Below are 26,933 nucleotides of genomic sequence, written 5' to 3' on the forward strand. Positions count from 1 at the left end.
CCGGCCCGGTGCCCCGCAGGAAGCCCCGTCAGGCAAGCGCTCGAGCTCGGCGCCCCTAGGCCGGGCCGCGCGAGCCAGAGCGAGGTGGAGCGCTGGTCAGGCCCAGCGAGAAGGTGAACAAGGGCGGTGCATCGCTGCGCTGACGCGCAGGAGTCCTCCCGGCTCCGCGCGGCGCGCGCGAGCCCCTTGGCCGCCCGGCGCCTGGCGCGCCGAGCTCCCCCGCGTCCGCCGCGAGCCCGGCCCGGCGGCTCAATTGTGCCTCCAGCGGGTGAGCCGCTCCAGGATCATGATGGACACCGCCACGCCGATCAGGAGGAGCGTTGAAATCGCGAACAGGTCGGTCCGCACGCCTCGCATCTGAGATTGGTAGACGTAGAGCGGGAGCGTGACCGAGCGTGGGCCGGACGTGAAGAAGCTGATCACGAAGTCGTTGAGCGACAGCGTGAACGCCAGCATGGCGCCCCCCACGATCGCCGGCCACAGGAGGGGGAGCGTGACCCTCCGGAAGTGGAGCCAGGGCGACGCATAGAGGTCCATCGCGGCCTCGCTCAGCGTCGGCCCGATGGCGACGAGCCGACTGCGGACGATGAGCGTCACGAACGCGATCTCGAACGTCACATGACCGATGATCATCGTCGTCATGCTGGGCTCGAACCAATGGTCCACCACGCGGCGGAGCACGTTGAACGCCATGACCAGCACCGCCGCGAACGTGATGTCGGGGGCGACCGCCGGGATGTCCACGATCGACTCGAGCACGCGACTCACGGAGCTCGGCCACGGAAAGTGCATCCCCAGGGCGAGCAGCGTCCCGAGGACCGTCGCGATGAGCGTGGAGGCGCCGCCGAGCATCAGGGTGTTCACGGCGACCTCGCGGATCTCCATGGCACGCCGGTTGGTCTCGGGATCGGCGAAGAGATCGAGGTACCAGCGGACCGAGAAGCCCGTCCAGAGCAGGCCCCGCTCCGCGGCGTTGAACGAGTAGACGGCGACCGCGAAGAGCGGCAGGTAGAGGAGCGCGAAGCCGAAGAAGGCGGCGATCGTCGTCAGCGCGCGCCAGAGGCCCCGGCCGAGCTTCACAGGATCTCCACGGAGCGCCCATTCCGGCGGTAGAAGGACACGCCGCCCAGCGTCAGGACGATGAGCACCAGGCTGAGCGCCGCGCCGTAAGGGATGTTCCTCCCCGGGCCGAACTGGTGCTGGATGAGGTTCCCTATCAGCCAGTGCTTCGCGCCGCCGAGCATGTCGCTCACGACGAAGACGCTCATCGCAGGGACGTACGTGAGGAGGACTGCGACGCTGAGGCCCGGGAGGGTCTGCGGCAGGATCGCCGCGAGGAAGATGCGCAGCCGCGACGCATAGAGGTCCTGCGCGGCCTCGACGAGCGACCAGTCGAGACGATCGATGCTCGTGTAGAGGGGGACCACCGCGAACGGGAGGGAGGCCGCGACGAGGCCGATCGTGACCGCCGTCCAGCTGGGATAGACGTCGCGGCCCGGGTCGATCCACCCGAGCCAGGCGGCGAGCTTGGCAGGCAGGAGCTGCGCCGACAGGAGGAGCTTCCAGCTGAACGTGCGGATCACGAGGTTCGTGCAGAGCGGGACGATGATGAGCGCGAGCCAGAAGAAGCGCCGGCGCCGCGAGCCGCGCGCGATGAAGAAGGCCATCGGATAGGCGAGCATCACGGAGGCGGTCGTCACGACCAGCGCGAGGACGATGCTCCTGATGAGGATGCGCGCGTTCTCGCCGGACGCGGAGCCGAAGATGCGCTCGAACGACTCGAACGACAGCTCCCAGAGCAGGGCGCCGTCCGCGTCGCGCTTGAGGAACGACACGACGAGGAGCGCCAGGCTCGGCAAGAGGAGGAACACGGACAGCCAGGAGACGCCGCCCGCGATGAACAGGGACCCCCGCGCGAGGAGCCTGCGCCGCGTCGTGAGCTGGCCATACCAGACCGTGGGCTCAGTCACTGAGCACCTCGAGCCGCTCGGCGGGCAGGGCGAGCCAGACCGAGGAGCCGGGCTTGAGCCGCGAGCGGGGGCTGAGCTGCACGCGCAGCGGTCCGGGCTCGATGATGAGCTCCACGTGATCGCCGCGGTAGAAGCTCTCCTTCACCACGCCGCGCACGCCGTTCTCCGCCGGCTCGTTCTCGCAGAGCTCGATCCACTCGGGGTGGATCGCGAGCGTGCCGTACTCCCACTGAGGCTTGGTCTGCACCCTCAGCGCGCCCACCGTCGTGAAGACGAGCGTGGCGCCGACGCGCTGCGCGGAGATGAGGTTGGCCGCGCCGAAGAACTCGGCGGCGAAGCGGCTCTGCGGCCGCTCGTAGACCTCGGCCGTCACCCCCTGCTGCTCGATGCGGCCCTTGTTCATCAGCACGATGCGGTCCGAGACGGTCATCGCCTCGTCCTGATCGTGCGTGACGAGCACGAACGTCTTCCCGAGCGCGCGCTGGAGCCGGCGCAGGTCGAGCTGCACCTCGGCGCGCAGCTTCGCGTCGAGCGCCGACATCGGCTCGTCGAGCAGCAGCACCTCAGGCTCGTTGACGACCGCGCGCGCGAGCGCGACTCGCTGCTTTTGACCGCCCGAGATCTGGTGCGGATACCGCTCCGCGAGGTCATCGAGCTTCAGCATCGAGAGGCTCGAACGCACGCGCTCGCGCACCTCGGGATCAGGGAAGCTGCGCGACCTCAGGCCGAAGGCCACGTTCTCGAACACGGTCAGATGCGGGAACAGCGCATAGTTCTGGAACACGGTGTTCACCGGCCTGCGGTTCGCCGGCAGGTGGTCAACCGCCCTGCCCGCGAGCAGGATCTGCCCCCGATCGGCGCGATCGAGCCCCGCGATGATGCGGAGCAGCGTCGTCTTGCCGCAGCCGGAAGGCCCGAGGAGCGTGACGAACTCGCCGGCCTCCGCCGTGAACGACACGTCGTTCAGTATCTGTGTCTTACCGAAGCTCTTGCTGACGTTCTCTACAACGAGGCTGCATCCCGGGTTGCGCTCGGCCGCGCTCTCGGTCTGGGGCGTCATGCTGCGCTGCCCCGGCGACGAGAAGAAGTCTCTCAACCTCTGGATCACCCCAGCAAACCCTTTGCGCGTGGCGCTTTCCGAACCGCATCCGAAGCCTCGGAGCGTACTACGCAGACCATGATGCCCTCCCGTTGTCAACTGGGTGCGCGCCGGGCTGACCGGCTGAGCGGCGCGCGCCCGGCCGGGCTCTTTTCGCTCGCAGGCGGCGTACGCTACCGCCCTTCCCCTGGGCGTGCCACCTTTCTGCCGATCCTGCTCGAGGCGCGCTCCAGCGCCGCGCAGGGCCCGCGCGTCGCCGGAGCGCGCCCAATGCGTTCGGAGCGCGCTTCCCCTGCGCGTTCGGGCGCGCTGCCCACGCGCTGCCCACGCGTTCGCCGCGCGCTGCCCACGCGGTCGCGGCGCGCTGCCCACGCGGTCGCGGCGCGCTGCCCACGGGTTCGCCGCGCGTTGCCCACGCGTTCCCCGCGCGGTCCCCACGCACTGCTTGCCACCGCCCGGCGCCGGTGATTTCTTGGTCCCACGCATGGGCCTGAGGAACGCGAGACCCGAGTTTGGAGGCACGCGTCGCTTCCAGGTCGTTCGCGTCGTGGGCCGCGGCGGGATGGGGGTTGTCTACGAGGCCTTCGATCGCGAGCGGAAGGGGCGGGTCGCGCTCAAGATCCTCCGGAATCTGAGCGCCGACGCGCGCCTCCGGTTCAAGAACGAGTTCCGTGCGCTCCAGGACATCCAGCACCCGAACCTGGTCAGCCTCGGCGAGCTTCACGAGGAAGAAGGGCAGCTCTTCTTCACGATGGAGCTCATCCGCGGCGTCGACTTCGTGGTCCACGTGCGGCTCCACGAGGAGGGCGACGCCGGGCCGAGGGGCGAGCCCGCGGGCGTCGGGCGCCGCTCTACCCTGCCGTCGAGCCCCATGTGGCCTGCTGTGCAGGGCCCTGCCTCGGAGCCACAGCCCCGGATCAAGCGCCCCTTCCACGAGGCCCGCCTCCGCTCGGCCCTGGCGCAGCTCGCCCAGGGGCTCGCGGCGGTGCATGCGGCTTACAAGGTTCACCGCGATATCAAGCCTTCCAACGTCCTCGTGACCGCGGAAGAGCGGGTGGTCCTCCTCGACTTCGGCTTCGTCGCCGACGCGAGCGGCGCAGGGCGCGAGCAGGCCGTCGTCGGAACGCTCCATTACATGGCGCCCGAGCAGGCCGAGGCCAAGGCCGCCGGGCCCGAGGCCGACATCTACAGTGTCGGGGTCATGCTTTACCTTGCGCTGACCGGCGTCTACCCGTTCCAGACGGCGCCCAAGGCGGCGCTCGACATGATGCGGCGAGCGGAGCCTCCGCCGCCGAGCCGGCTCGTCGAGGACATGCCCCCCGACATCGACGAGCTCTGCGTGGACATGCTCCGCATCGACCCGGCCGCCCGGCCGACGGCGCGCGACGTGCTGCGCCGGCTGCAGGTGCAGGAGCTCATCGAGGAGCCGCCCGTCCTCTCGCAGCGCATCGGCTTCGTCGGCAGGCGCAGCGAGCTCGCCGCGCTCGAGGGCGCGTTCGCGGAGGCGAAGCTCGGGCGCGCGGTCACGCGTTTCATCGAGGGCGAGTCGGGCGTCGGCAAGAGCGCGCTCCTGCGCCGGTTCCTCGAGCGCATCGACAAGGAGGCGCTCGTCCTCGCGGGGCGCTGCTACGAGCGCGAGGCGGTCCCCTACAAGGCGGTGGACGAGCTCATCGACGGGCTGAGCCGGCACCTCGTGCGCCGGCCCCCCGAGCAGGTCAAGGCGCTGCTGCCGCCCAACGCGGGCCTGCTCGGCACGGTGTTCCCGGTGCTCCGGACGGTCCCGGCGATCACGGAGGCGCGCGCTCGGCGCAAGGCGATCGACCCGCCCGAGATCCGCGCCCTCGTCTTCGCCGCGCTCCGGGAGCTGCTGGGCCGGCTCGCGGCCGAGCGGCCGCTCGTGCTCGCGATCGACGATCTCCAGTGGGCGGACGCCGACAGCGTCGCGCTGCTCTCGGAGGTGATGCGCCCGTGGACCGAGGCCGATCTCCACGCCGCGACCCGGCCCGGCTCGTTCGTCGGCCTCGATGGGCCCGTGTCCTCGGGCGCGCTGGTCGACCCCTCGCGCCCGCGCGCGATGATGCTCGTGGCGACGGTGCGGACCGCCTCGGAGACCGCGCCGCCCGTCTCGCGGCAGCTCGGGGTGCCGACCGACTCGCTCGGGCACATCATCCTCCACCGCCTGTCGCTCGCGGAGGCGCAGGAGCTCTGCGCGCTCCTCCTCCGGGGCGCCCACGTCGGTCACCCGCTCAGCATCGAGGCGATCGCGCAGGAGGCCGGCGGCCACCCGCTCTTCATCGACGCGCTCCTGCGCCACCGGATGATGTCCCCGGACGCCGACGGCGGCCCGGTGCGCCTCGACGACGTCCTCTGGGCGCGGATCAGCCGGCTCGACCCGCGGGCGCGCCAGCTGCTCGAGCTCGTCGTGTGCGCGGGCGCGCCGGTGCTGACGTCGGTGGCCGCGCACGCCATGGCGGCGGACTTCGGGGAGCTCACGCGGGTGCTCTCGGCCCTGCGCGCGGCGAACCTCGTGCGGACCGGCGGCTCGGGTCAGGACGAGTTCCTCGAGCCGTTCCACAACCGCATCCGGGAGACGGTCGCGAGCCGGCTCGACGAGCAGGCGGCGCGCAGCTGGCACGGCCGGCTCGCGCTGGCGCTGGAGGCCTCGGGGCGCGCAGAGCTCGAGGCGCTGGCCGAGCACTGGCGCGCCGCCGGGGACCCCGAGCGCGCCGCCGGCTACGCCGTGCGCGCCGGCGAGCACGCCGAGGCCGCGTTCGCGTTCGACCACGCGGCGCGCCTCTACCGTATGGCGATCGACCTCCACCTGCCTGGCGCGGCGGAGCGGCGGGTCGTGCTCGCCAAGCTCGGCGACGCCCTGAGCAGCGCGGGCCGCGGCGCCAAGGCCGCGGAGGCCTACATGGCCGCGAGCGACGGCGCCCCGGAGTCCGAGGCGATCGATCTCGGCCGCCGGGCCGCGGAGAACCTGCTCCGCGCCGGCTACGTCGACGCCGGGATGGCGGGCCTGCGCTCGGTGCTCGGCGCGGTCGGCATGCAGGTGCCGAAGACGCCGGAGCTCGCGGTCGCGTCGCTGATGCTGCGGCGCGCGCAGGTGCGCCTGCGCGGGCTCAACTTCGTCGAGCGCCCCGCCGACGAGGTCTCGCCCGAGGACCTCATGCGCATCGACGTCTGCTGGTCGGCGGCGATGGGGCTCGCCATCGTCGACCCCACGCGCGGCGCCGACTTCCAGGCGCGCAACCTCCTCCTGTCGCTCAAGGCGGGCGAGCCGTACCGCGTGACGCGCGCGCTCGCCTTCGAGGCGACCTACCTCGCGATCGACGGCGGCCCGTCCGCGTCCCGCGTCGCCGACCTGCTCTCGACGGCGAGCGCGATCGCGGCGCGCATCGGCAGGCCTCACGCGCTCGGCCTCGTCGGCTTCGTCGGCGGCGTCACCGCGACGCTGTTCGGCCGCTGGCAGCAGGGCGTGGCCGATCTCGACCGGGCGGACACCATCTTTCGCGAGCGCTGCACCGGCGTCACGTGGGAGCGGAGCTGGGCGCACACCTTCTCGGTCTGGGCGCTCTGGTACGGCGGCGAGACGCGCGAGTTCATGCGCCGGGTCCCGATGTACCTGCAGGCGGCCGACGAGCGCGGCGACCGCTACCTCGCCACGAGCCTCCGCTCCTCGCAGAGCAACGCCTACTGGCTCGTCGGCGACGACCCCGACTCCGCGCTGCGCCAGGCGCAGGACGCCATCCGGAGCTGGTCCAAGGCGGGCTTCCAGCTGCAGAGCTACTTCGATCTCGTCGCCCGCGCGCACATCGGCCTGTACCGGGGCGAGGGCGAGGCGACGTACCGCCTCTTCGCGGAGCAGCGGGCGGGCCTCGAGAGCTCGCTCGTCCTGCGCATCCAGGCCGTGCGCATCATCATCACCCACCTCCGGGCCTGCGCCGCGCTGGCCGCCGCCGCCGCGTCCACGCCGGCCGACGCGGAGCCGCTGTACGAGGAGGCGACGCGCGCCGCCCGCAAGATCGACGCGGAGCACATGCCCTGGGCCGACCCGCTCGCGGCCGCGGTGCGCGCCGCGATCGCCGCGGCACGCGGCGAGGGGGAGGCGGCCGTCCAGCAGCTCGCCGACGCGGTGCGCGGCTTCGAGGCCGCCGGCATGGCCCTCTACGCCGCGGCGGCGCGGCGCCGCCACGGCGAGCTGCTGAAGGACGACGAGGGCCGCGCCGCCGTCGAGGCGGCGAACGGCTGGATGCACGACCAGGGCATCGTGAGCCCGGACCGCATGACCGCCATGCTCCTGCCTGGCTTCTAGAGCGCCCAGCGGCGCCGGGGGGGGGCGCTCTAGGGCTTCACGCGCAGGACGGCCGTGCCCTTCGCCTTGCCGTAGAGCTGCTTGATCTCGATCTTGTACTCGCCGGGGGACGACGCGCTGAACTCGACGGGCGAGGCGCTCTGCGGCTTGCCGGTGGGCAGATCGCGCAGCACGCGCTCGATGATGATCTTCCCGGAGGGGGAGCGGATCTTGATGTTGAACGGCGGGGTCGCCTCGTCGTAGGCGCGGAACACGAGGCGCACGGCGTCTCCGACCGAGACCGGGGTGGTCTGGCTGATCGTCTCGATGTCGCCTTCGTTCTCAACGGTATCGGCCACGCGTCGCTCGTCCCGTGAGGTGCCTCACTGCGGTCCCTCGGCGCTCATTGTAGTCGCGTCTGGCGGAGATTCGCGAATTTGGCGCGCGCGGCCGGCGCCGCCCGCCGGAGGAGGCCGACCGCGGGCCGCCTCCTCCGGGGAGCTCAGGCCTTCGTCCATCGCAGGCGCGGCTGGCGCGCGGCGCGGGCCTCGTCGAGGCGGCCGACCACCGTGCCGTGGGGCGCCTGCTTCACGACCTCCGGCGTCTCCTGCGCCTCCTTGAGGATGCTGAGCATCGCGGCCACGAACTCGTCGAGGGTCTCGCGGGTCTCCGTCTCCGTCGGCTCGATCATCAGGGCGCCGGGCACGACCAGCGGGAAGTAGACGGTGGGCGCGTGAAAGCCGTAGTCGAGCAGCCGCTTGGCGACGTCGAGCGTCTTGACCCCGGTCTCCTTCTCCAGCTGGCTGTCGGAGAGCACCACCTCGTGCATGCACGGCTGCGGCACCGGCGCGAGGTAGTGGTCCTTCAGCTTGGCCCACAGGTAGCGCGCGTTGAGCACGGCGAGGCTGCTCGCCGCCGTCAGGCCGTCGCCGCCCATCTCGCGGATGTACGTGTACGCCCGGATGAACATCCCGAAGTTGCCCGTGAAGGCCCGGAGCCGCCCGACGCTCTGGGGCCGATCGCGGTCCCACGCGAAGGCGTCGCCGCGCCGCACGAGGACGGGCGAGGGCTGGAACGGCTCCAGGTGCTTCTTGAAGCAGACCGGCCCGGAGCCGGGGCCGCCGCCGCCGTGCGGGGTCGTGAACGTCTTGTGCAGGTTGATGTGGATGACGTCCATGCCGACGTCGCCCGGGCGCGCGTGCCCCATGATCGCGTTCGTGTTCGCGCCGTCCCCGTACACGAGCCCGCCCTTGTCGTGGATGAGCTTGATGATCGCCGGCAGGTGCGTCTCGTAGGCCCCGAGGGTGTTCGGGTTCGTGATCATCAGCCCGCAGACGTCGCCGTCCGACCCCTCGCGCTCGATCGCGGCGAGGACCTGCTCGGGGTGGGTGATGCCGTCGGCGGTCTTCTCGATCCGGACGGCCACGAGCCCGTTGAGCGCGCAGCTCGCCGGGTTCGTGCCGTGGGCGCTCTCCGGGATGAACACCTTCCTCGGCGAGCGCCCCTTCGACTCGTGGAACGCCCGCATCATCATCAGCCCGGCGAGCTCGCCCTGCGCGCCCGCGGAGGGCTGCAGCGAGCAGCCGTCCATCCCGCTGACCTCGCAGAGCGCCTCCTGCAGGCGCCACATCACCTCGAGCGAGCCCTGGCTGAGCTCGTCCGGCGTCATCGGGTGCAGCTTCGCGAAGCCGGGGATGCGCGCGGCCCACTCGTTGATCTTCGGGTTGTACTTCATCGTGCACGACCCGAGCGGGTACATCTGCCCGTCGATGCAGAAGTTCCACTGCGAGAGCCGGATGAAGTGCCGGAAGGCCTCCGGCTCGCTCACCTCCGGCAGGCCGGCTGGCTCCTTGCGGGCGAGCGCGCCGTAGTGGGCGGCGGGCTCGACCTCGGGCACGTCGAGCGGGGGGAGCGACGCGCCGGTCCTTCCCGGCGTGCCACGCTCGAAGATGGGGGGTTCGCGGAACTGAATGCCTCGAGGCTGCGGTTGGGTCATCGGGGGCTGTTATGTCAGAGGCCGGGGGGCTCGGCAGGTGCTTCGTCGGAGGGAGCGGCGGGCGGCTCGGGCGCGCCTTCCTCCTGGTTCGCGCTGTCCCAGTCGCCGCCGCCCATGTCGGAGGCGCCGGAGCCCCCGATCGACTTCAGATCCGGGAGCATGTTGCGCTGCTTGACCGCTTCCCAGGGCTCGCCGACCTCGTCCTTGTTGCGGCCGATCTCGCCCGCCAGCCGATCGTCGACGTTCTCGCCATCCGGCCGCGTGTACTTGAAGTACCCCCGGCCTTCCTTGGTCGCGCTCTGCCCGATCGCGCCGATGGTGTGCTCGGTCCACGTGAACTTGATGAGGTCGCCTGTCACCGTCCCGTGCAGCACGCCCCAGCGATCCTTGACGGGACGGATCCAGCGCCCCTCGATGGCGTCGTTGTCCTGCACGAGGTGCAGGTAGCCGTAGAGCTCGCTGTAATAGACCCCCGTCCAGTCGCCGCCTTCGGGCATGTCACCGGCTTGCACCTTGGCCGTCTTGGGCGCGGGATTCGAGCTGCAGCCAAGCGCCGTCGTCCCCATCAGGAGGGCACATGCGGCGCCAGCAATCCAAAGCCGTCGCGATACGTTCATGGCGGCGGAGCCTAGCACAGCACCTACCCGCACCCATACCCCCGCCATGCGCCTCCGACGTCGCGCGGGGGCGCGAGCGGAGGTGGGGAACGGGAACGGGAACGGGGGTGGAGCGCGTGCGCGCTACGTCACGAACGTGTACTTGCCTCCCTCCTGCAATGACGTGTGCCACCTGCGCGCCAGAAGGAGGAGCGTAACGTACCGTTCGGCGTGTGCGTGACTGCGTCAATTTTCCGCTTCCACCTCCTTGTAGGGCCCGGAGCGCTGGTAAGCTCCCTGGCATGATGAACTCCCTTGTCTCCAACCGAGGTTTTGTAATTCCCGGTAGAATCGCTCTCTTCACCAGTGTCCTCGCCCTCGCGGCCTGCGAAGGGCAGCTCGGCAACCTCGACGGCTCCTCTCCCACCACCGGCAGCGGCAGCGGCAGCGGCAGCGGCTCCTCTGGCTCCGGTGGCTACCGCCCCCCCGTCGGTGGGGGCTCCAAGCCGCTGCCGGCCGCCGCGTCGTGCGCTCCGGCGTCGAGCGGCTCCTCCGACGTCGCGGAGCCCCAGCTCCTCCTCCAGCTGTCCGACGACGACGAGAGCGCGTGGCTCGGGTCGCCGGTGGTCGCCGATCTCGACGGCGACGGCGAGCAGGAGATCCTGGTGACGCACAACGGCAACGTCGTCGTCTGGGGCCCCGACGGCGAGCAGAAGTGGCGGTACAACGAGGCGCGTGAGAACGGCCGCATCTGGGCGAGCCCGATCGTCGCGGACTTCCGCGGCGACGGGCAGCTCGAGGTGGTCTTCGCGGCGCGCACCACGATCTACATGCTCGACGCGAGCGGCCGGCTGGTGAGCGGCTGGCCCGTCACCTGGAACGACGAGATCCGCTCCCTCGCCGCGGGCGACATCGACGGCGACGGTCAGCTCGACGTCGTCGCCGCGAGCACCGACAGGTCCCCCGACTACTCCGACATCCTGATGGCCTTCCACGCGAGCGGGTCGGCGGTCGCGGGCTTCCCGCCGATCGAGAGCGAGACGATCGGCTGCGACGCGCGCCGCAGCGACGACGCCGAGTGCTGGATCGTGGGCGGCTACGACCAGAACCTGGCCATCGGTGATCTCGACGGCGATGGATCGCAGGACATCGTCTCGCCGATGGATAACTCCTATGCCGGGTTCTATCACGGCACGGGGGAGGCCTTCGACGCGAATCCCATGTTCGAGGGCCGCCCGAAGACGCCGGGCGTGCGGTACATGCACGATCTCGAGCTTGCGAAGCAGGGCTTCGGCGACAGCAGGGACCTGCAGGCCTATTTCAAGAACTCGGCCCCTGCGATCGCGGACCTCGACGGCGACGGCACGCCGGAGATCATCATGCTCGCGGCGGCCGAGGACGTCGCCATGAATGACCAGTCCCAGGGCGTCGGCCTGTGGGTGGTCCGCAACGACGCGAGCCGCATCGAGGGGTGGGAGAGCCCGTTCTACGCCTCGGACTACCTGTCCGGCGGCGAGGATCTCGGCGGCAACATCGTGGCCATGACGCAGCAGGTGACCGTGGCCGATCTCGACGCGACGCACGCCGGGCCCGAGATGATCTTCGCGGGCCTGGACGGGCGGATCCACGCGGTCTACGCCGACAAGACCGAGTTCTGGGACGTCACCTACACGGACGACACGCAGGTGCTCACGGGCGGCGTCGTGGTCGGGGATCTGTCGGGCGACGGCATCCCCGAGGTCGTGTTCAACACCTACTCGACCGAGGAGGGCAGGAGCCACCTCTTCGTCCTCGACGCCGGCGGCACGATCCTCCACCAGATCCCGCTGCCGCGGCTCGGCGCGATGCCGGTGCCGACGCTCGCCGACGTGAACGGCGACGGGACGATCGAGATCGTCGTGTCGCTCCGCGAGATCGGGTGGGTGGGGGCGGACCCGGAGCCGAACACGTATGTGTACACGGTGCCGGGATCGGCGACGAACTGCCTGCTCTGGCCGACCGCCCGCGGCAACTACTACAGAAACGGCTGGGTCCGCGCGGCCGGCTGACACGCTCCGAGGACCGTTCGAGCGCGCCGGCGCAGAAGGGCCGATCGCCGCGGCGGTCGGCCCTTCGCCGTCCTGGCCCCGCCGTCGCGGGGGTCCTCCTGGGAAAGGCCGGCGCGGCCTCAGGCCGCGAGCGCCTCGCGGCAGGCGGCGATCGTCCGCTCGATGTCCTCTTCCGAGTGCGCGCCGCTCAGGAACGCCGCCTCGTACTGCGACGGAGGCCAGTAGACGCCTCGCGCGAGCATCGCCGCGTGGAAGGCGCTGAAGCGCTTCGTGTCGGACGTGGCGGCGTCGGCCCAGGAGCGGACCGGGCCCTTCGTGAAGAACAGCGTGATCATCGAGCCGACCCGCTGGACGCACGCGGCCGCGCCGGCGCCCTCGGCGGCGGCCCGGAGGCCCGCCTCGAGGGAAGCGCCGAGCTTCTCGAGCCGCTCGTAGAGCGCGGGCGTGAGGCGATCGAGCGTCGCGAGCCCCGCCGTGACCGCGAGCGGGTTGCCGCTGAGCGTGCCCGCCTGGTACACGGGGCCGAGCGGCGAGACGACGCGCATCACGTCGGCGCGGCCGCCGTAGGCCGCGAGGGGCATGCCGCCGCCGACGATCTTGCCGAGCGTCGTCAGATCCGGCCGGAGGCCGAAGCGCTCCTGCGCGCCGCCGCGGGCGAGGCGGCAGCCGGTCATCACCTCGTCGAAGATCGAGAGCGAGCCGTGCTTGCGGCAGAGGTCGATGACGAGGGCGAGGAACCCGGGCTCCGGCGGGACGCAGCCCATGTTGCCGACCACGGGCTCGAGGATGACCGCGGCGATGTCGCCGCCGCGCGCGGCGAAGGCGGCCTCGAGGGCGGCCGGGTCGTTGTAGGGCAAGGACAGCGTGGTGCGGGCGATGCTCTCGGGGACGCCGGCGGAGTCGGGGGCGCCGAAGGTGGCGAGCCCGCTGCCCGCCTTGACGAGCAGGTGATCAGCGTGGCCGTGGTAGCAGCCCTCGAACTTGATGATGGCGTCGCGGCGCGTGAAGCCGCGCGCGACGCGGATGGCGCTCATCGTGGCCTCGGTGCCGCTCGAGACGCAGCGCAGCATGTCGATGCTCGGGTAGAGCTCGCGGATCTTCTCGGCGAAGCGGACCTCGAGCTCGGTCGGCGCGCCGAACGAGAGTCCGCCGAGGGCGGCCTCGCGGACGGCCTCGATGACGGCGGGGTCCGCGTGGCCGAGGATGGCCGGCCCCCAGGAGCCGACGTAGTCGATGTACTCGGCCCCGTCGGCGTCGAACAGCCGCGCGCCCTGGGCGCGCGCGATGAACAGGGGGTCGCCGCCGACGGCGCGGAAGGCGCGCACGGGGCTGTTCACGCCGCCCGGCAGGACGGCGGCGGCGCGGTCGAACAGGGCTTTGGAGGCGGGGGCCCGGTCCGCGCGGGCGGGCGGAGCGCTTGTCGCGTTCGTCATCGTGCTCCGGCCATAGCAGGGGCGAGGCGTGGGAGCGACGCGGATCGCGGGCGAGGGGAAGTGGAAGTGGAGGTGGAGGTGGAGGTGGAAGTGGAGAAGGTCGCGCGGGGCGCCGCGGGCATCGCGGACGCCGGGATCGAGGCGTCGCGGGCGCGGGCGCGCCACACGAGCCTTTCCGGCGCGGTCGCGCTTGGCTATGGTGATCGTCTGGAGAGAGGGGCCGCGACCCGCGGCCGGGCTGCTCCTGGGGACCGCGGGCGCGGCTCCCCGAGCACCAGCATCTGGTGAGCCATGCGGATCTCCGAGGACCCCGCTCCGGGGCAGCGTCTCGGGCGATATGAGCTCCTGCGCCTCATCGGCGAGGGCGGGATGGCGCAGGTCTGGGCCGCGCGCATGGAGGGCTCCCGCGGCTTTCACAAGGTCGTCGCGCTGAAGACGCTCATCCCGGCGCTCGCGCGCGATCCGCAGTTCCAGCGCATGTTCCTCGACGAGGCGAACCTCGCCTCGAAGATCCACCACCGCAACGTGGTCGAGATCCTCGACCTCGGCGACACGGACGGCGTGCTCTTCCTCGTGATGGAGTGGATCGACGGGCAGACGATGCAGCAGCTGCTCCGGCCGGGCCTCCGTCCGATGCCGCTCTCCCCGGCGATCGCCTCGCGCATCGTGGCCGACGCGGCGCACGGGCTGCACGCGGCGCACGACCTCCACGACGATCGCGGGGAGCCGCTCGGCATCGTGCACCGCGACGTCTGCCCGCAGAACATCCTCATCGATCGCGACGGCACGGTGAAGGTGGCCGATTTCGGGATCGTGAAGGCGTTCGAGCGCCTGGGCGACACGACGCAGACGGGCGAGATCAAGGGCAAGGGCGAGTACATGTCGCCGGAGCAGGCGCAGGGCCAGCCGGTCGATCGCCGCTCGGACATCTTCTCGCTCGGCGTGGTGCTCTTCGAGGCGGTGACGGGCGCGCTCCCGTTCCAGGTGCTGCACGACCTCGTGCTGCCGCAGACCGGGGTGCCGGAGCCGCCGCGGCCCACGCTGATCGCGCCGCATTGCCCGCGTGATCTGGAGGAGATCATCGTGAAGGCGCTCGCGCGCGATCCGCGGAAGCGCTTCCAGACGGCGGGCGAGATGGCGAGCGTGCTCGAAGATTTCCTCATGCGCAGGTCGGGCGTGGTGACGCCCGCGCACGTGGCGGAGCTCCTCCTGGAGCGCTGCGGGGAGAGCATGGAGGAGGAGCGGCAGCGCATCGCGGCCGCCGTCGCCCCGCAGCAGCGCGCGGGGTGGCGGCCGAAGCCGGGCGCGACGCTGTCGGCGGGGCCGCCCTCCGAGGGGCGGCGGAGCGTGCGGTCAGAGCCGCGGCGGGGGCTCGGCGGGCTGATGCGCGCCGGCGGCGACGCGCTGCGCCCGGTGGCGCTGCCGTGGCTCGTGGCCTCGGTGTCCACGGGCGTCGCGGTGGCTTCGCTCATGTTCGTCGCGCTGAGCCGGCCGAGGGATCAGCGGTCGCTCGTGGATCCGATCGCGGTGCAGATCGAGCCGAGCGCCGCGGTCGTGCGGCTGAACGGCGTGGTGCTCGGCGTGGGCAGCCAGGTCATCGCGCGGCCGATGCCGGGGGTGTCGCTCTCGGTCGACGTGCGATCGAGCGACGGCGTCTCGCAGACGGTGGAGATCACGTCGGAGTCCCCCGCGCGGATCCAGCTGAACCTGGCGCGCAAGGGCGAGGCCGGGACCGCGGCGCCGCCGGGCAGCAGGGGGGCGCCGGCGCCGAGGTAGCGCGGGAGGGGAGCGCGCGCAGGCCGCTCGGGCGATCTCGGGTCACCTCGCGGCGCCGCCGGCGTCGCGGCGCAGGAGCCCGTAGATCGCGGTGTCGGTGTACCGCCCGTTGTAATACCAGTTCTCGCGGAGCAGCCCGTCCCGCACGAAGCCGAGCCGCTCCAGGACGCGCATGCTGGCGCGGTTCTCGGGATCGATGTGCGCTTCGATGCGGTGGAGGTCCATCACGTCGAATCCGAAGGGGAGCATGGCGCGCAGCGCCTCGGTCATGATGCCCCGGTTCCAGAGCGCGGGCAGCAGCTCGTAGCCGATCTCCGCCCAGCGATGGGGCTTGTGCCAGCGCCAGAAACCCGTGGTCCCGATGAGCTCTCCGCTCTCGTGGAGGGTGATGCCCCAGCGGATGGATGTGGCGTCGCGGATCTCGGCGAGGATGGAAGCGATGCGCTGCTCCGCGTCGGCCAGCGAGCTGTCGGGCGCGCGGCCGAAGTAGCGCGTCACCTCCGGGTCGGAGTGGATGCGGAGGATGGTCGCGGCATCGGCGGGCTCGATCGCGCGGAGGCGGAGGCGCGGTGTCATCAGGACGGGGAACGGATCGAACGACACCATCGGGCGAGGGATGGGCGGAGGTCCGGGGGACGTCAAGCGTCGGACACGGCGGTGGCCACCACCGTCCAGGGCGGCGTTCGACTGGAGCCCTGCTCGCCTGGAGCGCCGTGCGATCCCGATCCTCGCCGTGCGTTCCTCGCTGTGCGCCGCGGGGGTCGCGCGCTGCGCGAGGGGTGAGCGCTGCGCGCGCTGGAGTCTGGAGAACACGCGCCGTCCGAGCAGGCGCGCGCGAGGGGGCGGGCGACGGAGCGGGCTTGACGGCGCGGCGACCTCGTCCGAGATCCGCGGAGGAGGACACGGCGCATGGCTCCGCTCGAGGAACAGCAACCGGAGCTGCTCGCCGCGATCGACGAGGCGGAGAGCGCTGCCCGCGGCGGGCGCGGCGTAGGCTCTGGGGCACCGGGGCACCGCGTGCGCTTTTCCCTCGGGATCTCGGAGCTGCCCGGCGAGCGCGCGGTGGTCGTGCTTCACGAGGACACGATCCTGCGCTGGCGGCCCACGCCGAAGCGGCCGGACGGCGCGCTCTCGCGGCTCTCCGAGGTGGCCGTAGGCGCCGCGATCGCGGTCGAACACGGCGGCATCTGGGATGAGGGGCTTGTCCTCGGCCGCGTCGTGCGCCCGGCGCGCGAGGGGGGCTTCCGGGTCGACGGCGACGTGGAGCGCTATCCATCCATCGCCGACGCCGAGAACGCGCACGGCCCGCTCGAGGCGGGCGAGCCGCAAGCGCCGCCGGCGAGGACCGGCGAGCCGGCGTTCGAGCTGGGCGAGCCGATCGGGCGCGACGCGCGCGGGATCGGGCGCAGGGCCAGGAGGTAGCCGCCGCGTCCTGCGCAGCAGCGCGCGGCCTCGCGCCATGCTGCGCGCCCATGTCTCCGCAAAACGGCTGATCTCGCTGCTCGGCTCCGGACGGTCTGAGGGACGAGCGCGCCGGGACAGCCCCGCCGAAGATGGATCAGGGAGAGTCGCTCGGCTCCGAGCGGGTGTTCCGACGAATCGAAGACTGGACCCCTCAGAAAACCTGGCACGAGTCGCCGAGACGGCTCGCTCTGGCGTGGAATCCCGGAGAGGGCTGTGCACCGGGCGAGGGTGCGCGCTTCGCGGCACGTCCGGCGAGCATCGATGTCCAGGCCCGAACCGCTTGACTCGGTTGAAGCGCACTCGCACCGCGACGGCGCCGCCGCGAGCCGGCCGGTCCGGCCTCGCGCGCCCCTCTGCTACCCTGCCGCGAATGGAACGCCACCGCTCGCTCCGCATGACCCTCCTCCTCGCCGCCGGCGCCGCCGGCTGCTCCAACGCGAAGAGCCCCGAGATCGCAGTCGTCACGCTCGGCGAGCCGCAGGCCACGCCTCGCGACGCCGGCGTCCCGGAAGAGCCGGGCCAGTCCGCGCCCCGGCCGCCGCGCGGCGTGGGCTGGGTAGAGGAGCGGGACGGCACCGTGCACCGCGCCACGCGGGTCCGGTGCGACGCGACCATCGACCAGAGCGCGTGCAGCGGCACGGAGCGGACGTTCCAGTGCAGGACGGACGCCGATTGCAAGGAGGGACCCCGCGGAAAGTGCGTGAGCTCGGTCGGGCAGATAGGCGCGTATTGCGGCTGCGAGTACGCCTGCGAGAGCGACGCGGAGTGCGGCGCGTCCGAGGCCTGCGTGTGCAAGGGGACAGGCGCCCTCCGAGAGCAGCACTCCGTCTGCGCAAAGGCCCTCTGCTCGGTCGACGCCGATTGCCCCGGCAGCACCTGCGGCCTGTCGGCGTACTTCAACGGCTGCTGGGAGCAGGTCACGCTCGCCTGCCGCACCAAGGAAGATACCTGCCTGAGCGACGCGGACTGCCGATCTTCTGACGAGAACCGCGGCGCCGCCTGCGTCGTCACCGACCCGGAGGCAGAGCGCGTGCGCTGGGAGTGCGCCGGGATCTCCTGCGCCATCGGCCGCCCGTTCGTCGTCGACGGCCGGCCGCGCGCCGCGCAGGGCGCCGCGCGCGACGACTGGCGCGCTCCCGCCGAGCTCGATGCCGCGTCCCTCTCGCCCGAGGTGCGCGAGCTCGCCGCGGCGCACTACGTCGCTGTCGCCGCGCTCGAGCACGCGTCCGTCGCGAGCTTCGCCCGCTTCTCCCTCCAGCTCCTCGCCCTCGGCGCGCCGGCCGCCCTCGTCGGCGAGGCGCACCGCGCCGCGCTCGACGAGGTGGAGCACGCGCGCCTCGCCTACGGCGTCGCCTCCCGCCTCGCCGGCCGGGCCATCGGCCCCGGGCCGCTGCTCGAGGCGGCCACGGCGCCGCTCGGCGCCGGCGTCGCCGAGGTGGTGGAGGCGCTCGTCGAGGAGGGTTGCGTTGGCGAGGCGCTGGGCGCGGCGGAGGGCCGTGAGATCGCGCAGCGCGCGGCAGATCCGGCGCTCGCGGCCACGCTCGCGCGCATCGCCGCCGACGAGGAGCGGCACGCGGCGCTCTCGTGGAGGGCGCTCTCGTGGATGCTCGCGACGTTCGGCGAGCCGGCGCGCTCCGCGGCGGACCGCGCGTTCTCCCGCGCCGCCGCCCGCTACGCCGCCGACCCGGCCCCCGGGCCCGGCGTGCACGAGGCGCTCGGCCTGCTCCCGGCGCGCGCGCTCGGGGCGCTGCGCCGCGAGGTGCTCACCGAGGTCATCGCGCCGTGCCGCGCGGCCTTACCGGGGCTGTCGTGCGACAGCACCGCCGCGCAACCGTCGAGTCCGCCACAGGCATCCTCCTGAGCGGACTGATGAGGCAGATTCGCTCACTCCCGTGGCAACTTGCCACAGCGGGGAGGGGGCAGTCGCGTGGATCCGGGAGAAAAGGGGGCGCCCGTGCCGTGCACCGGATCTTGCACGGGGGCCGGCACTCGAATCCACGTGAGGAGGTCTTTACCCATGGTTGCATCGCGCAACGCTCTCGTCCTGACGATCGGTCTCGCTGTCGGCGTCGGCTGCTCCAACACGCCCCCGGCGAGCAGCCCGAGCACGAACGAAGCACCACCGGAGCCGGCCCCGACCGCCGCCCCGCCGCTGCCGGAGGCGACCCCTCCCGCGACGCCGCCGGCTCCGCCGCCCGGCACCGAGCCGCAGGCGGGGACGACGCAGCCGGAGACGACGCCCAGCGCCCCGGCCGAGGCGCCGCTGACCGACGAGCAGATCCTCGCCGTGCTCGACGCCTCGAACAAGAAGGAGATCGACGAGGCCCAGCTCGCGCAGACGAAGGCCAAGAGCAAGGACGTGAAGGCCTATGCCAAGGTCATCGCCCAGCACCACACCGAGGCGAAGGCGAAGCAGGCCAAGCTGGTCAAGAAGCTCGGTATCACGGCGGCGGACTCGGACAAGAGCAAGCAGCTCACCGAGGAGACGCAAAGCGCGCTCGAGCAGCTGAAGGCGCTGCAAGGGGCCGATTTCGATCAGCAGTTCGTGGCCACGATGATCAAGGATCACCAGAACACGCTCGACTTCCTCGACAGGAAGGCGCTGCCGAACGCGAAGAACGCCGATCTGAAGGCGATGGTCGAGAAGGACCTCCGGCCGACGATCGAGAAGCACCTGAAGGACGCGGAGGCGCTCTCGCAGAAGCTCGGCCCGGCGGGCGCGGGCGCGACAGGGACTCAGGGCGGCGCGCAGCCCCCGGCCCCTGGCACGAAGGAGGCCCCGCCCCCGCCGAAGTAGTCGGCCGCGAGCGGGGCTCACCCGCTTCGGATACAGGCCCCCTCTCGACGTTTTCGGTGCTCGGCGTACGTGAGTACGCCTGCGCGCCGAAAACGCCGATCTGGGCCCGTCTCCTGTGCGGGTGAGCCCCGCTCAGCTGAGAGAGACCCAGACCGACTTGAGCTGCGTCAGCTCGTCGAGCACCGCGCGGCCGTTCTCCCGCCCGAAGCCGGACTGCTTGTATCCGCCATACGGGCTCGCCGCGTCGAAGCGGTTGTACGTGTTGATCCAGACCGTGCCCGCCGAGAGGCGCGCGGCCAGCGCGTGCGCCTTGCCGACGTCGCGCGTCCAGATGCCCGCCGCGAGGCCGAACTCGGTCGCGTTCGCGACGCGCGCGGCCTCCTCCACGTCGTCGAAGGGCAGGACCGCCAGCACGGGGCCGAAGATCTCCTCGCGGGCGAGGGCCATCGACGGGGAGACCGCCGAGAACACCGTCGGCTCGACGAAGAACCCCGGGCCCTCGCGGCGCCCGCCGGTCTCGCGGCGCGCCCCCTCGGCCGCGCCACGGTCGATGTAGCCGAGCACCTTCGTGAAGTGCGCCTCCGAGACGAGGGGGCCCATCTGCGTCGACGGATCGAGCGGATCGCCAGGGACCAGCCGGCGCGCGCCGCTCGTGACCACCTCCAGCACGCGGTCGTGCACCGACCGCTCCACGAGGAGCCGGCTCCCCGCCGTGCAGAGCTCGCCCTGGTTGTAGAAGATGGCCGTCACCGCCGCCTTCGCGGCGCTCTCCACGTCCGCGTCCGCGAAGACGATGTTGGGGCTCTTGCCGCCCAGCTCCAGCGACACCTTCTTCAGCGTGCCCGCCGCCGCGCGCATGATCGTCCTGCCCGTCTCCGTGCCGCCCGTGAACGAGATCTTCGCGACGCCCTGGTGCTCGACGAGCGCAGCCCCCGCCTCCTCGCCGTGCCCCGTGACGACGTTGACGACGCCCGGCGGCACCCCCGCCTCCGCGAGGATGCGCGCCAGCTCCAGCGTCGTGAGGCTCGCCTCCTCCGGCGGCTTGACGACCACCACGTTGCCCACCGCGAGCGCGGGCGCCACCTTCCGCGCCGCGAGCAACAGCGGGAAGTTCCAGGGGATGATCGCGCCGATGACGCCGAGCGGCTCGCGCACGGTGTAGTTCAGGAACGGACCCCGCACCGGGATCGTCTCGCCGCCGAGCTTCGTCGCCCACCCGGAGAAGTAGAAGAACGTGTCCGCCGTGCGCGGCACGTCGATCGTCCGCGCGGCCGTGATCGGCTTGCCCGTGTCGAGCGCCTCGAGCCGCGAAAGCTCCTCGCACCGCGCGAGGATCAGCTCCCCCGCCTTCCACAGGATGCGCGCGCGCTCGTTCGGATCCATCGCCGCCCAGCGCGGAAACGCCGCGCGCGCGGACGCCACGGCGGCGTCGACGTCCTCGCGGCGGCCGCGGGCGAGCCGCGCGAGCGCCCCGCCCGTCGCGGGGTTCGCGGTCTCGAACGTCTCGCCCGAGAGCGCCTCCCTCTCGGCGTTGTCGATCCAAAGGCTCTTCACCGTCTCGCGCGTGTCACCCATGCCCCCGTCGTAAACCCGCGCACCCGGGCGCGGCAAGCGGCGATGACACGCGCCCCGGCGTGCGGGATACTCGCGTTGCCTATGGATTTCTCCGATCGCCCCACGCTCCCGTCCGTCCCTCCGCGAAGAGTCGTCACCGAGCTGCCCGGGCCGAAGGCGCGCGCCTGGATGGCGCGCGGCGGCTTCGACATGCAGTCGAGGTACCGCGCGGTCGTGATGGACGACATCGCGAGCCGCGGGTGCTCGCTCGTCGACGTGGACGGCAACGTGTTCCTGGACCTGTTCGCGAACTTCGCGCTCGGGGCGCTCGGCTACAACCACCCCGCGCTGGTCGAGGTCGCGCACCGCGAGGCCTTCATCCGTGCCGTCGCGAACCCGACGTCGACGCCGTTCGTGACGACGCCGGCCTGGTTCGAGTTCGTCGAGGCGCTCGAGCAGCGGTTCGCGCCGCGCGGCATGGCGCGCGTCTTCTGCGTGGACGCGGGGGGCGAGGGCGTCGAGTCCGCGATCAAGGCGGCGTTCATCCGGCATGGCGAGCGCCGGCGGGAGGCCGCGGGGCTGCCGAGGAACCCGCTCGAGCTGCCGGAGGAGCTGCAGAAGAGCATCCTCGACAACGCGGGCACCGACGCGGTGGTCGTGTCGTTCGCCGGCGCGTTCCACGGCCGGGGCCTCGGGCCGATGTCCGCCACGCACTCGAAGGTGATCCACAAGGCCGACCTGCCCGCGTTCCCCTGGCCGACGGCGCCGTTCCCCGCGAGCCGCTTCCCGCTGGCGCGCTTCGCCGACGAGAACGACCGCGCCGAGGCGGAGGCCCTCGCCGCGCTCGAGCGGATCCTCGACGCGCACGGCGGTCGGGTGGCCGCCCTGATCGTCGAGCCCGTGCAGTCCGAGGGGGGCGATCGGCACGCGAGCGCGGCCTTCTTCCGCCGCGCGCAGGAGCTCGCCGGGAAGGCGGGCGCGGCGTTCATCCTGGACGAGGTGCAGACCGGCATGGGGATCACCGGCACGCTCTGGGCGCACGAGCAGCTCGAGCTGCCGCGCCCGCCCGATCTCATGTGCTTCGGGAAGAAGATGCAGATGGGCGGGTTCTTCGCGACGAGCGCGTACGACGTCGCGCAGTTCGGGCGCATGTACCAGACGCGCAACGGCGACCGCGCGCGGTCCGCGATTGCGCTGGCGACGCTCCGCGCGATCGAGTCCGAGGACCTGCTCGGCAACGTGCGCGCGACGGGCCGCCACTTCCTCTCGCGGCTCGAGGAGCTCTGTGAGCGCTACCCCGCGCTCGCGAGCGAGCCGCGCGGCCGCGGCTTCCTGCTCGCGTTCGACCTGCCGACGACCGCGGCGCGGGACGATTTCCTCTCACGCGCGCTCCGCCGCGGGGTGTTCGCGAGCTACACGGGGACGCGCTCGGTGCGGCTGCGGCCGCACCTCATCACGACGGTCTCGGAGGTCGACGAGGCGATCGGCGTCTTCGACGCGGTGCTGCGCGAGATGGCCGGATGATCGTCGATCCGCGCGACGTCTGCCCGGGGGAGGGGCCGGAGAAGGTCGCGCGGGCGCTCGCGCAGTTCTCCGTGGACGAGGCGCAGGACGGCGCGGCGTTCGACGAGGGCTACCGGGCGCTCGACGCGGTCTTCGGGCCGAAGGGCGAGCTCGAGCGCCGCGAGGTGCTCTGGGCGTGGCTCACCGGGGCGCACACGGACGCGGGGGCGCCCATCACGGCGACGTACCACCTGCTGCTCGCGCGGGACGCGGAGGGGCACCTCGCCGGCGTGCGCGATTGCTACGTCACGCTGGACCGCGCGGCGCGGCGCTGCGTGGCGCTCCTGTCGCACGCGCTCGTCCTGCCGGCCTTCCGCCGCACCGGGCTCGCCGCCCTGCTGCGCGCGGCGCCCGTCGCGCTCGCGCGCCGGGCGATCGAGGGCGCGGGGCTCGCAGGGGGCCAGAGGGCCGGCGGCGATGGCGCGGAGGTGATGCTCGCCGCGGAGATGGAGGCCGTCGACCCGGACGACCGCGACACGGTGGTGCGGCTCATCGCGTACGGGCGCGCGGGGTTCGCGATCGTCCCGCCGGACGTGCTCCCGTACGCGCAGCCGGATTTTCGCGACACCGCGGCGCTCGGCGTCACGCCGGTGCCGCTGCCGCTGCTCGCGGTGGTGCGCCAGGTCGGCGAGGAGGAGCGCGACGACATTCCCCGCGCCCGGGCCGAGTCGTTTCTGCGCCATTACCAGGCCGTCCACGCGCGCGAGGTGAGCCCGAGCGAGCTCGCGCCGATCCGCGAGAACGCGCTCGCGCGCCTCGCGGCGTTCCCGGGCGAGCGCGTGCCTCTGATCCGGATCCCGCGGGGGCCGGCGGAGGTCGCGGGGTTCGCGCCGGTGCTCCGGAGCGCGGTGATGCCGCTGTTCCCGCCGGCGTGGCGCGGCAAGGCGCCGCTCGACCTGCCGGAGCGGGAGCTCGAGAGGCTCCGCGCGGTGTGGTCCTCGGCATCGTCGGGGTGAGGCGTCCCCGGGGCTCCGCGACTCGTCACAGGCGCCAGCTGTCCGGCGGAGACCCCTGCGAGGGCTCCGCCCGGGGCGCGTCGGAACGCGGTTGGTGGCGGCCAGGCGGGCGGCTCCACGCGAATCCTGCCCGGCGGGTCGCCGCGGGCTACGATTGAGAGCGCCGGACACGCCGCCATGCCGTCAAGCACCACCACCGTTTCGATCCGCAGGATCACGGACGAGATCGCCTCGGACGCCGAAGATCTGCTCGCCGTCGAAGAGCCGCTCGAGATCGTCGTCGTCGCGCGCGCCAGCGGCGCGGCGGGGCGCGAAGGGCGCCGCCTCGGCATCACGATGCGCACGCCCGGCAACGACCGCGAGCTCGCGGTCGGCCTCCTGTTCGCCGAGGGCGTCATTTCCGGCGCGGCCGACGTGGTCGCCGTCGAGGAGGCCCTCGGCCCCTCGGGCGACCTCGTCCGCGTCACGCTCGGCGAGGACGTGATCGTCGATCTCGGCCGGACCGAGCGCGCCCTCGCGGTCGCGAGCGCGAGCTGCGGCGTCTGCGGCAAGGCGTCGATCGACGTCGCGGCGCTCGCGCCGCCCTCGCCGCTCGCGCGCGGCGTCCCCCGGCTCGCCCCAGGCGTCGTGCACGGCCTCGCCGCGCGGCTCCGCGGCGCGCAGGCGGTGTTCGGGCGGACCGGGGGGCTGCACGCGGCGGCCCTCTTCGACGCGGGCGGCGCGCTCGCCGATCTCCGCGAGGACGTCGGGCGCCACAACGCCGTCGACAAGCTGATCGGCGCCGCGCTGCTCGCCGGGCGGCTGCCGGACCCGGGCGCGGTGCTCATGGTCAGCGGGCGCGCCGGGTTCGAGCTCGTGCAGAAGGCGCTGCGGGCCTCGATCCCCGTGATGGTCGCGGTGGGCGCGCCTTCGAGCCTCGCCGCCGAGCTCGCGACGGCGCACGGGATGACGCTCGTCGGCTTCGCCCGCGACGGGCGGTTCAACGTGTACGCGGGCCGGGAGCGCGTCGAGGTCCCGGCGGAGGCCGCGTCGTGACGGCCCGCGACGTGCCGCGCGACGTGCTGGCCGAGCCGCCGCTCGAGCCCGATGCGCCCCGGATCGGCGAGCGCAGCGCGGCGGCCGGCGGGCTCCCGGCGGTCGGCGCGACGCTCCGGCACGCGGTCGGCGAGATGGGGGTCGCGCGCGCCGTGCGCACGCTCCTCCGCGTGAACCAGGGCGAGGGCTTCGACTGCCCCGGCTGCGCGTGGCCCGAGCCCGAGGAGAAGCGCTCGGTCGCGGAGTTTTGCGAGAACGGCGCCAAGGCGGTCGCCGAGGAGGCGACGCTCCGCCGCGTCACGCCCGAGTTCTTCCGGGAGCACAGCGTCGAGGCGCTCTCGCGGCAGTCCGACCACTGGCTCGGCAAGCAGGGGCGGCTCACCCACCCGATGCTGCTCGACGAGGGCGCGTCGCATTACCGCCCGGTGTCGTGGGACGAGGCGCTCGACGTCGTCGCCTCGTCGCTGCGCGCGCTCGGCTCGCCGGACGAGGCCGTCTTCTACACGTCGGGCCGCACGAGCAACGAGGCGGCGTTCCTCTACCAGCTCTTCGTGCGCGAGCTCGGGACGAACAACCTGCCCGACTGCTCGAACATGTGCCACGAGTCGAGCGGCGTCGGCCTGCGCGAGGCCATCGGCGTGGGCAAAGGGACCGTATCCCTCCACGATTTCGAGCTGGCCGACGCGATCTTCGTCGTCGGGCAGAACCCGGGGACGAACCACCCGCGCATGCTCTCGGCGCTGCGCGAGGCGCGGCTGCGCGGGTGCGAGATCGTGACGGTGAACCCGCTCCCCGAGGCCGGCAACGAGCGCTTCCAGCACCCGCAGCACCCGCTCGATCTCGTGGGCTCGGGCGTGCCGCTCTCGACGCTCTTCCTCCAGGTGCGCATCAACGGCGACGTCGCGCTCTTCACCGGGATCATCAAGGAGATGCTCGAGGAGGAGGCGCGGAGGCCGGGCGCCGTGCTCGATCGCGCGTTCATCGCGGGCCACACCCACGGCTTCGAGGCGTTCGCGGAGGCCGTGCGCGGCGCGCCCTGGGACGACATCGTCGCGCAGAGCGGGGTCCCGCGCGACCGGATCCGGGCGGCGGCCGAGATCGCGATGCGCTCCGAGCGCACGATCGCGTGCTGGGCCATGGGCCTCACGCAGCACCAGAACGGCGTGGCCAACGTCCAGCAGGTGATGAGCTTCCTGCTCCTTCGCGGCAACATCGGGCGGCCCGGCGCGGGCGCGTGCCCGGTGCGCGGGCACAGCAACGTGCAGGGCGACCGGACGATGGGCATCTGGGAGCGCCCGCCCGCGGAGCTCCTCGATCGGATCGAGCAGAACTTCGGCTTCTCGCCGCCGCGCCGTCACGGGCTCGACACCGTCGCCGCGATCGCAGCGATGGCCGAGGGGCGCGCCCGCGTCTTCTTCGCGCTGGGCGGCAACTTCCTCTCGGCCACGCCGGACACGGCGCTGACCGCCCGCGCCCTCGCCCGGTGCGACCTCACCGCGCACGTCTCGACCAAGCTGAACCGGGCGCACCTCGTGACGGGAAGGCGCGCGCTCATCCTGCCTTGCCTCGGCCGCACCGAGCGCGACGCGCAGGCGGGCGGGCCGCAGTTCGTGACCGTCGAGAACTCGATGGGCGTCGTCTCGAGCTCGCGCGGCAGCCTCCCGCCGGCCTCGGAGCTGCTGCGGAGCGAGGTGGCCATCGTCGCGGGCCTCGCCCGCGCGGCGCTGGGCGCGCGCTCGCGCGTGCCGTGGGAGGAGCTCACCGCCGACTACGACAGGATCCGCGATCTCATCGAGCGCACGATCGACGGGTTCGACGGCTTCAACGCGCGCATCCGGGACCCGCGCGGCTTCGCCCTGCCGAACGCGGCGGCGCGGCGCGAGTTCCGCACGGAGACCGGCAAGGCGAACTTCGTGATCCACCCGCTCCCGCGGCACGATCTCGAGCCGGGCGAGCTCCTGATGATGACGATCCGCAGCCACGACCAGTACAACACGACCATCTACGGGCTCGACGACCGCTACCGCGGCGTCCGGGGCGGGCGCCGCGTCGTGTTCATGAACGCCGAGGACGCGGCCGAGCGCGGCCTCGCCCAGGGGGACCTCGTCGACGTCACGAGCCGCTTCTCCGACGGGAAGCGCGTCGCGCGCGCGTTCCGCGTCGTGCTGTACACGATCCCCCGCGGCAACGTCGCGGCCTACTTCCCCGAGGCCAACGTGCTCGTGCCGCTCGGCAGCATCGCCGAGAAGAGCCACACGCCCGCGTCGAAATCGATCGTTGTGCGCGTCCAGGCGGCCGTCGCGACCGACGGATCCGCGTGACGCTCCGCCGCCCCCGTTGCATTGGAGTCCG

The 26,933-nt window shown here is 72.6% G+C and carries 19 protein-coding genes; 10 read left to right on the top strand and 9 right to left on the bottom strand.

Annotated features, from left to right (window positions below; all coding sequences use genetic code 11):
- Positions 1 to 249 precede the first annotated feature (249 nt).
- From WME97_RS49075 to WME97_RS49085, 3 genes are read right to left on the bottom strand one after another with little or no spacing between them, the layout of a single operon-like run.
- A complete protein-coding gene (locus WME97_RS49075; protein WP_437548144.1) occupies positions 250 to 1,080 on the bottom strand; it encodes an ABC transporter permease in 831 nt (276 codons plus the stop codon).
- Positions 1,077 to 1,970, bottom strand: a complete 894-nt coding sequence (locus WME97_RS49080) for an ABC transporter permease (protein ID WP_437548146.1) — start codon at positions 1,968 to 1,970, stop codon at positions 1,077 to 1,079. The genes WME97_RS49075 and WME97_RS49080 overlap by 4 nt, the downstream gene beginning before the upstream one ends.
- Entirely contained in the window at positions 1,963 to 3,078 is a 1,116-nt protein-coding gene (locus tag WME97_RS49085) for an ABC transporter ATP-binding protein (RefSeq protein WP_437548147.1), read from the bottom strand. The genes WME97_RS49080 and WME97_RS49085 overlap by 8 nt, the downstream gene beginning before the upstream one ends.
- Before the next feature lie 475 nt (positions 3,079 to 3,553).
- On the opposite strand from WME97_RS49085, the gene WME97_RS49090 reads away from it, so the two are divergent.
- On the top strand, positions 3,554 to 7,384 hold the full coding sequence (locus tag WME97_RS49090; RefSeq protein WP_437548149.1) for a serine/threonine-protein kinase: 3,831 nt from the start codon (positions 3,554 to 3,556) through the stop codon (positions 7,382 to 7,384).
- Positions 7,385 to 7,413: 29 nt separating this feature from the next.
- On the opposite strand, the gene WME97_RS49095 is transcribed toward WME97_RS49090, so the two are convergent.
- The 3 genes from WME97_RS49095 to WME97_RS49105 all read right to left on the bottom strand — a co-directional run bounded on the left by WME97_RS49095 (position 7,414) and on the right by WME97_RS49105 (position 9,976).
- On the bottom strand, positions 7,414 to 7,722 hold the full coding sequence (locus WME97_RS49095) for a hypothetical protein (RefSeq protein WP_437548151.1): 309 nt from the start codon (positions 7,720 to 7,722) through the stop codon (positions 7,414 to 7,416).
- Between the two features lie 143 nt (positions 7,723 to 7,865).
- A complete protein-coding gene (gene gcvPB, locus WME97_RS49100; protein ID WP_437548153.1) occupies positions 7,866 to 9,359 on the bottom strand; it encodes an aminomethyl-transferring glycine dehydrogenase subunit GcvPB in 1,494 nt (497 codons plus the stop codon).
- Between the two features lie 14 nt (positions 9,360 to 9,373).
- Positions 9,374 to 9,976, bottom strand: a complete 603-nt coding sequence (locus tag WME97_RS49105; RefSeq protein WP_437548155.1) for a hypothetical protein — start codon at positions 9,974 to 9,976, stop codon at positions 9,374 to 9,376.
- Between the two features lie 281 nt (positions 9,977 to 10,257).
- Here WME97_RS49105 and WME97_RS49110 point away from each other — a divergent pair, with 281 nt between their 5' ends.
- Positions 10,258 to 12,003: an FG-GAP repeat domain-containing protein gene (locus WME97_RS49110; protein ID WP_437548157.1), complete on the top strand. Its 1,746-nt coding sequence runs from the start codon at positions 10,258 to 10,260 to the stop codon at positions 12,001 to 12,003.
- A gap of 119 nt (positions 12,004 to 12,122) precedes the next feature.
- On the opposite strand, the gene hemL is transcribed toward WME97_RS49110, so the two are convergent.
- On the bottom strand, positions 12,123 to 13,436 hold the full coding sequence (hemL, locus tag WME97_RS49115) for a glutamate-1-semialdehyde 2,1-aminomutase (protein WP_437555668.1): 1,314 nt from the start codon (positions 13,434 to 13,436) through the stop codon (positions 12,123 to 12,125).
- A gap of 291 nt (positions 13,437 to 13,727) precedes the next feature.
- On the opposite strand from hemL, the gene WME97_RS49120 reads away from it, so the two are divergent.
- The gene (locus tag WME97_RS49120) at positions 13,728 to 15,212 is read left to right on the top strand and encodes a serine/threonine-protein kinase (protein WP_437548159.1); all 1,485 of its coding nucleotides are present in this window, start codon (positions 13,728 to 13,730) and stop codon (positions 15,210 to 15,212) included.
- A 42-nt stretch (positions 15,213 to 15,254) separates the two neighbouring features.
- Here WME97_RS49120 and WME97_RS49125 read toward each other — a convergent pair whose 3' ends face one another.
- The gene (locus WME97_RS49125) at positions 15,255 to 15,818 is read right to left on the bottom strand and encodes a GNAT family N-acetyltransferase (protein WP_437548161.1); all 564 of its coding nucleotides are present in this window, start codon (positions 15,816 to 15,818) and stop codon (positions 15,255 to 15,257) included.
- Positions 15,819 to 16,121: 303 nt separating this feature from the next.
- Between WME97_RS49125 and WME97_RS49130 the strand changes: the two genes are divergently transcribed.
- The 3 genes from WME97_RS49130 (at position 16,122) to WME97_RS49140 (ending at position 19,473) form a co-directional block, all read left to right on the top strand.
- Positions 16,122 to 16,634 carry a hypothetical protein gene (locus WME97_RS49130; RefSeq protein WP_437548162.1) on the top strand — a complete coding sequence of 171 codons (513 nt, stop codon included), beginning with the start codon at positions 16,122 to 16,124 and terminating at the stop codon, positions 16,632 to 16,634.
- Between the two features lie 412 nt (positions 16,635 to 17,046).
- Positions 17,047 to 18,537 (top strand): ferritin-like domain-containing protein, encoded by a 1,491-nt coding sequence (locus WME97_RS49135; protein ID WP_437548164.1) that lies wholly within the window; start codon positions 17,047 to 17,049, stop codon positions 18,535 to 18,537.
- 156 nt (positions 18,538 to 18,693) lie between these two features.
- Positions 18,694 to 19,473, top strand: coding sequence for a DUF4142 domain-containing protein (locus WME97_RS49140; protein ID WP_437548166.1), 780 nt, complete (start codon positions 18,694 to 18,696; stop codon positions 19,471 to 19,473).
- Between the two features lie 132 nt (positions 19,474 to 19,605).
- On the opposite strand, the gene WME97_RS49145 is transcribed toward WME97_RS49140, so the two are convergent.
- Positions 19,606 to 21,048, bottom strand: coding sequence for an aldehyde dehydrogenase family protein (locus tag WME97_RS49145; RefSeq protein ID WP_437548168.1), 1,443 nt, complete (start codon positions 21,046 to 21,048; stop codon positions 19,606 to 19,608).
- 81 nt (positions 21,049 to 21,129) lie between these two features.
- Between WME97_RS49145 and WME97_RS49150 the strand changes: the two genes are divergently transcribed.
- The 4 genes from WME97_RS49150 to WME97_RS49165 all read left to right on the top strand — a co-directional run bounded on the left by WME97_RS49150 (position 21,130) and on the right by WME97_RS49165 (position 26,902).
- Entirely contained in the window at positions 21,130 to 22,551 is a 1,422-nt protein-coding gene (locus tag WME97_RS49150) for an aminotransferase class III-fold pyridoxal phosphate-dependent enzyme (protein WP_437548170.1), read from the top strand.
- Positions 22,548 to 23,546 (top strand): hypothetical protein, encoded by a 999-nt coding sequence (locus WME97_RS49155; protein WP_437548172.1) that lies wholly within the window; start codon positions 22,548 to 22,550, stop codon positions 23,544 to 23,546. Before WME97_RS49150 ends, WME97_RS49155 begins: the two co-directional genes overlap by 4 nt.
- 177 nt (positions 23,547 to 23,723) lie before the next feature.
- The gene (locus WME97_RS49160) at positions 23,724 to 24,581 is read left to right on the top strand and encodes a formate dehydrogenase accessory sulfurtransferase FdhD (protein ID WP_437548173.1); all 858 of its coding nucleotides are present in this window, start codon (positions 23,724 to 23,726) and stop codon (positions 24,579 to 24,581) included.
- Entirely contained in the window at positions 24,578 to 26,902 is a 2,325-nt protein-coding gene (locus WME97_RS49165) for an FdhF/YdeP family oxidoreductase (RefSeq protein ID WP_437548175.1), read from the top strand. Before WME97_RS49160 ends, WME97_RS49165 begins: the two co-directional genes overlap by 4 nt.
- Positions 26,903 to 26,933: the final 31 nt, after the last annotated feature.

The sequence above is a fragment of the Sorangium sp. So ce367 genome, from assembly GCF_051520455.1.
Lineage (GTDB): Bacteria > Myxococcota_A > Polyangia > Polyangiales > Polyangiaceae > Sorangium > Sorangium cellulosum_B.

Coding starts and splice junctions, on each gene's coding strand:
- gcvPB (WP_437548153.1), bottom strand. CDS start 9,359: ATGACCCAACCGCAGCCTCGAGGCATTCAGTTCCGCGAACCCCCCATC.
- WME97_RS49130 (WP_437548162.1), top strand. CDS start 16,122: ATGGCTCCGCTCGAGGAACAGCAACCGGAGCTGCTCGCCGCGATCGAC.
- WME97_RS49120 (WP_437548159.1), top strand. CDS start 13,728: ATGCGGATCTCCGAGGACCCCGCTCCGGGGCAGCGTCTCGGGCGATAT.
- WME97_RS49105 (WP_437548155.1), bottom strand. CDS start 9,976: ATGAACGTATCGCGACGGCTTTGGATTGCTGGCGCCGCATGTGCCCTC.
- WME97_RS49140 (WP_437548166.1), top strand. CDS start 18,694: ATGGTTGCATCGCGCAACGCTCTCGTCCTGACGATCGGTCTCGCTGTC.
- WME97_RS49145 (WP_437548168.1), bottom strand. CDS start 21,048: ATGGGTGACACGCGCGAGACGGTGAAGAGCCTTTGGATCGACAACGCC.
- WME97_RS49160 (WP_437548173.1), top strand. CDS start 23,724: ATGCCGTCAAGCACCACCACCGTTTCGATCCGCAGGATCACGGACGAG.
- WME97_RS49135 (WP_437548164.1), top strand. CDS start 17,047: ATGGAACGCCACCGCTCGCTCCGCATGACCCTCCTCCTCGCCGCCGGC.
- WME97_RS49125 (WP_437548161.1), bottom strand. CDS start 15,818: ATGGTGTCGTTCGATCCGTTCCCCGTCCTGATGACACCGCGCCTCCGC.
- WME97_RS49155 (WP_437548172.1), top strand. CDS start 22,548: ATGATCGTCGATCCGCGCGACGTCTGCCCGGGGGAGGGGCCGGAGAAG.
- WME97_RS49090 (WP_437548149.1), top strand. CDS start 3,554: ATGGGCCTGAGGAACGCGAGACCCGAGTTTGGAGGCACGCGTCGCTTC.
- WME97_RS49150 (WP_437548170.1), top strand. CDS start 21,130: ATGGATTTCTCCGATCGCCCCACGCTCCCGTCCGTCCCTCCGCGAAGA.
- hemL (WP_437555668.1), bottom strand. CDS start 13,436: ATGACGAACGCGACAAGCGCTCCGCCCGCCCGCGCGGACCGGGCCCCC.
- WME97_RS49110 (WP_437548157.1), top strand. CDS start 10,258: ATGATGAACTCCCTTGTCTCCAACCGAGGTTTTGTAATTCCCGGTAGA.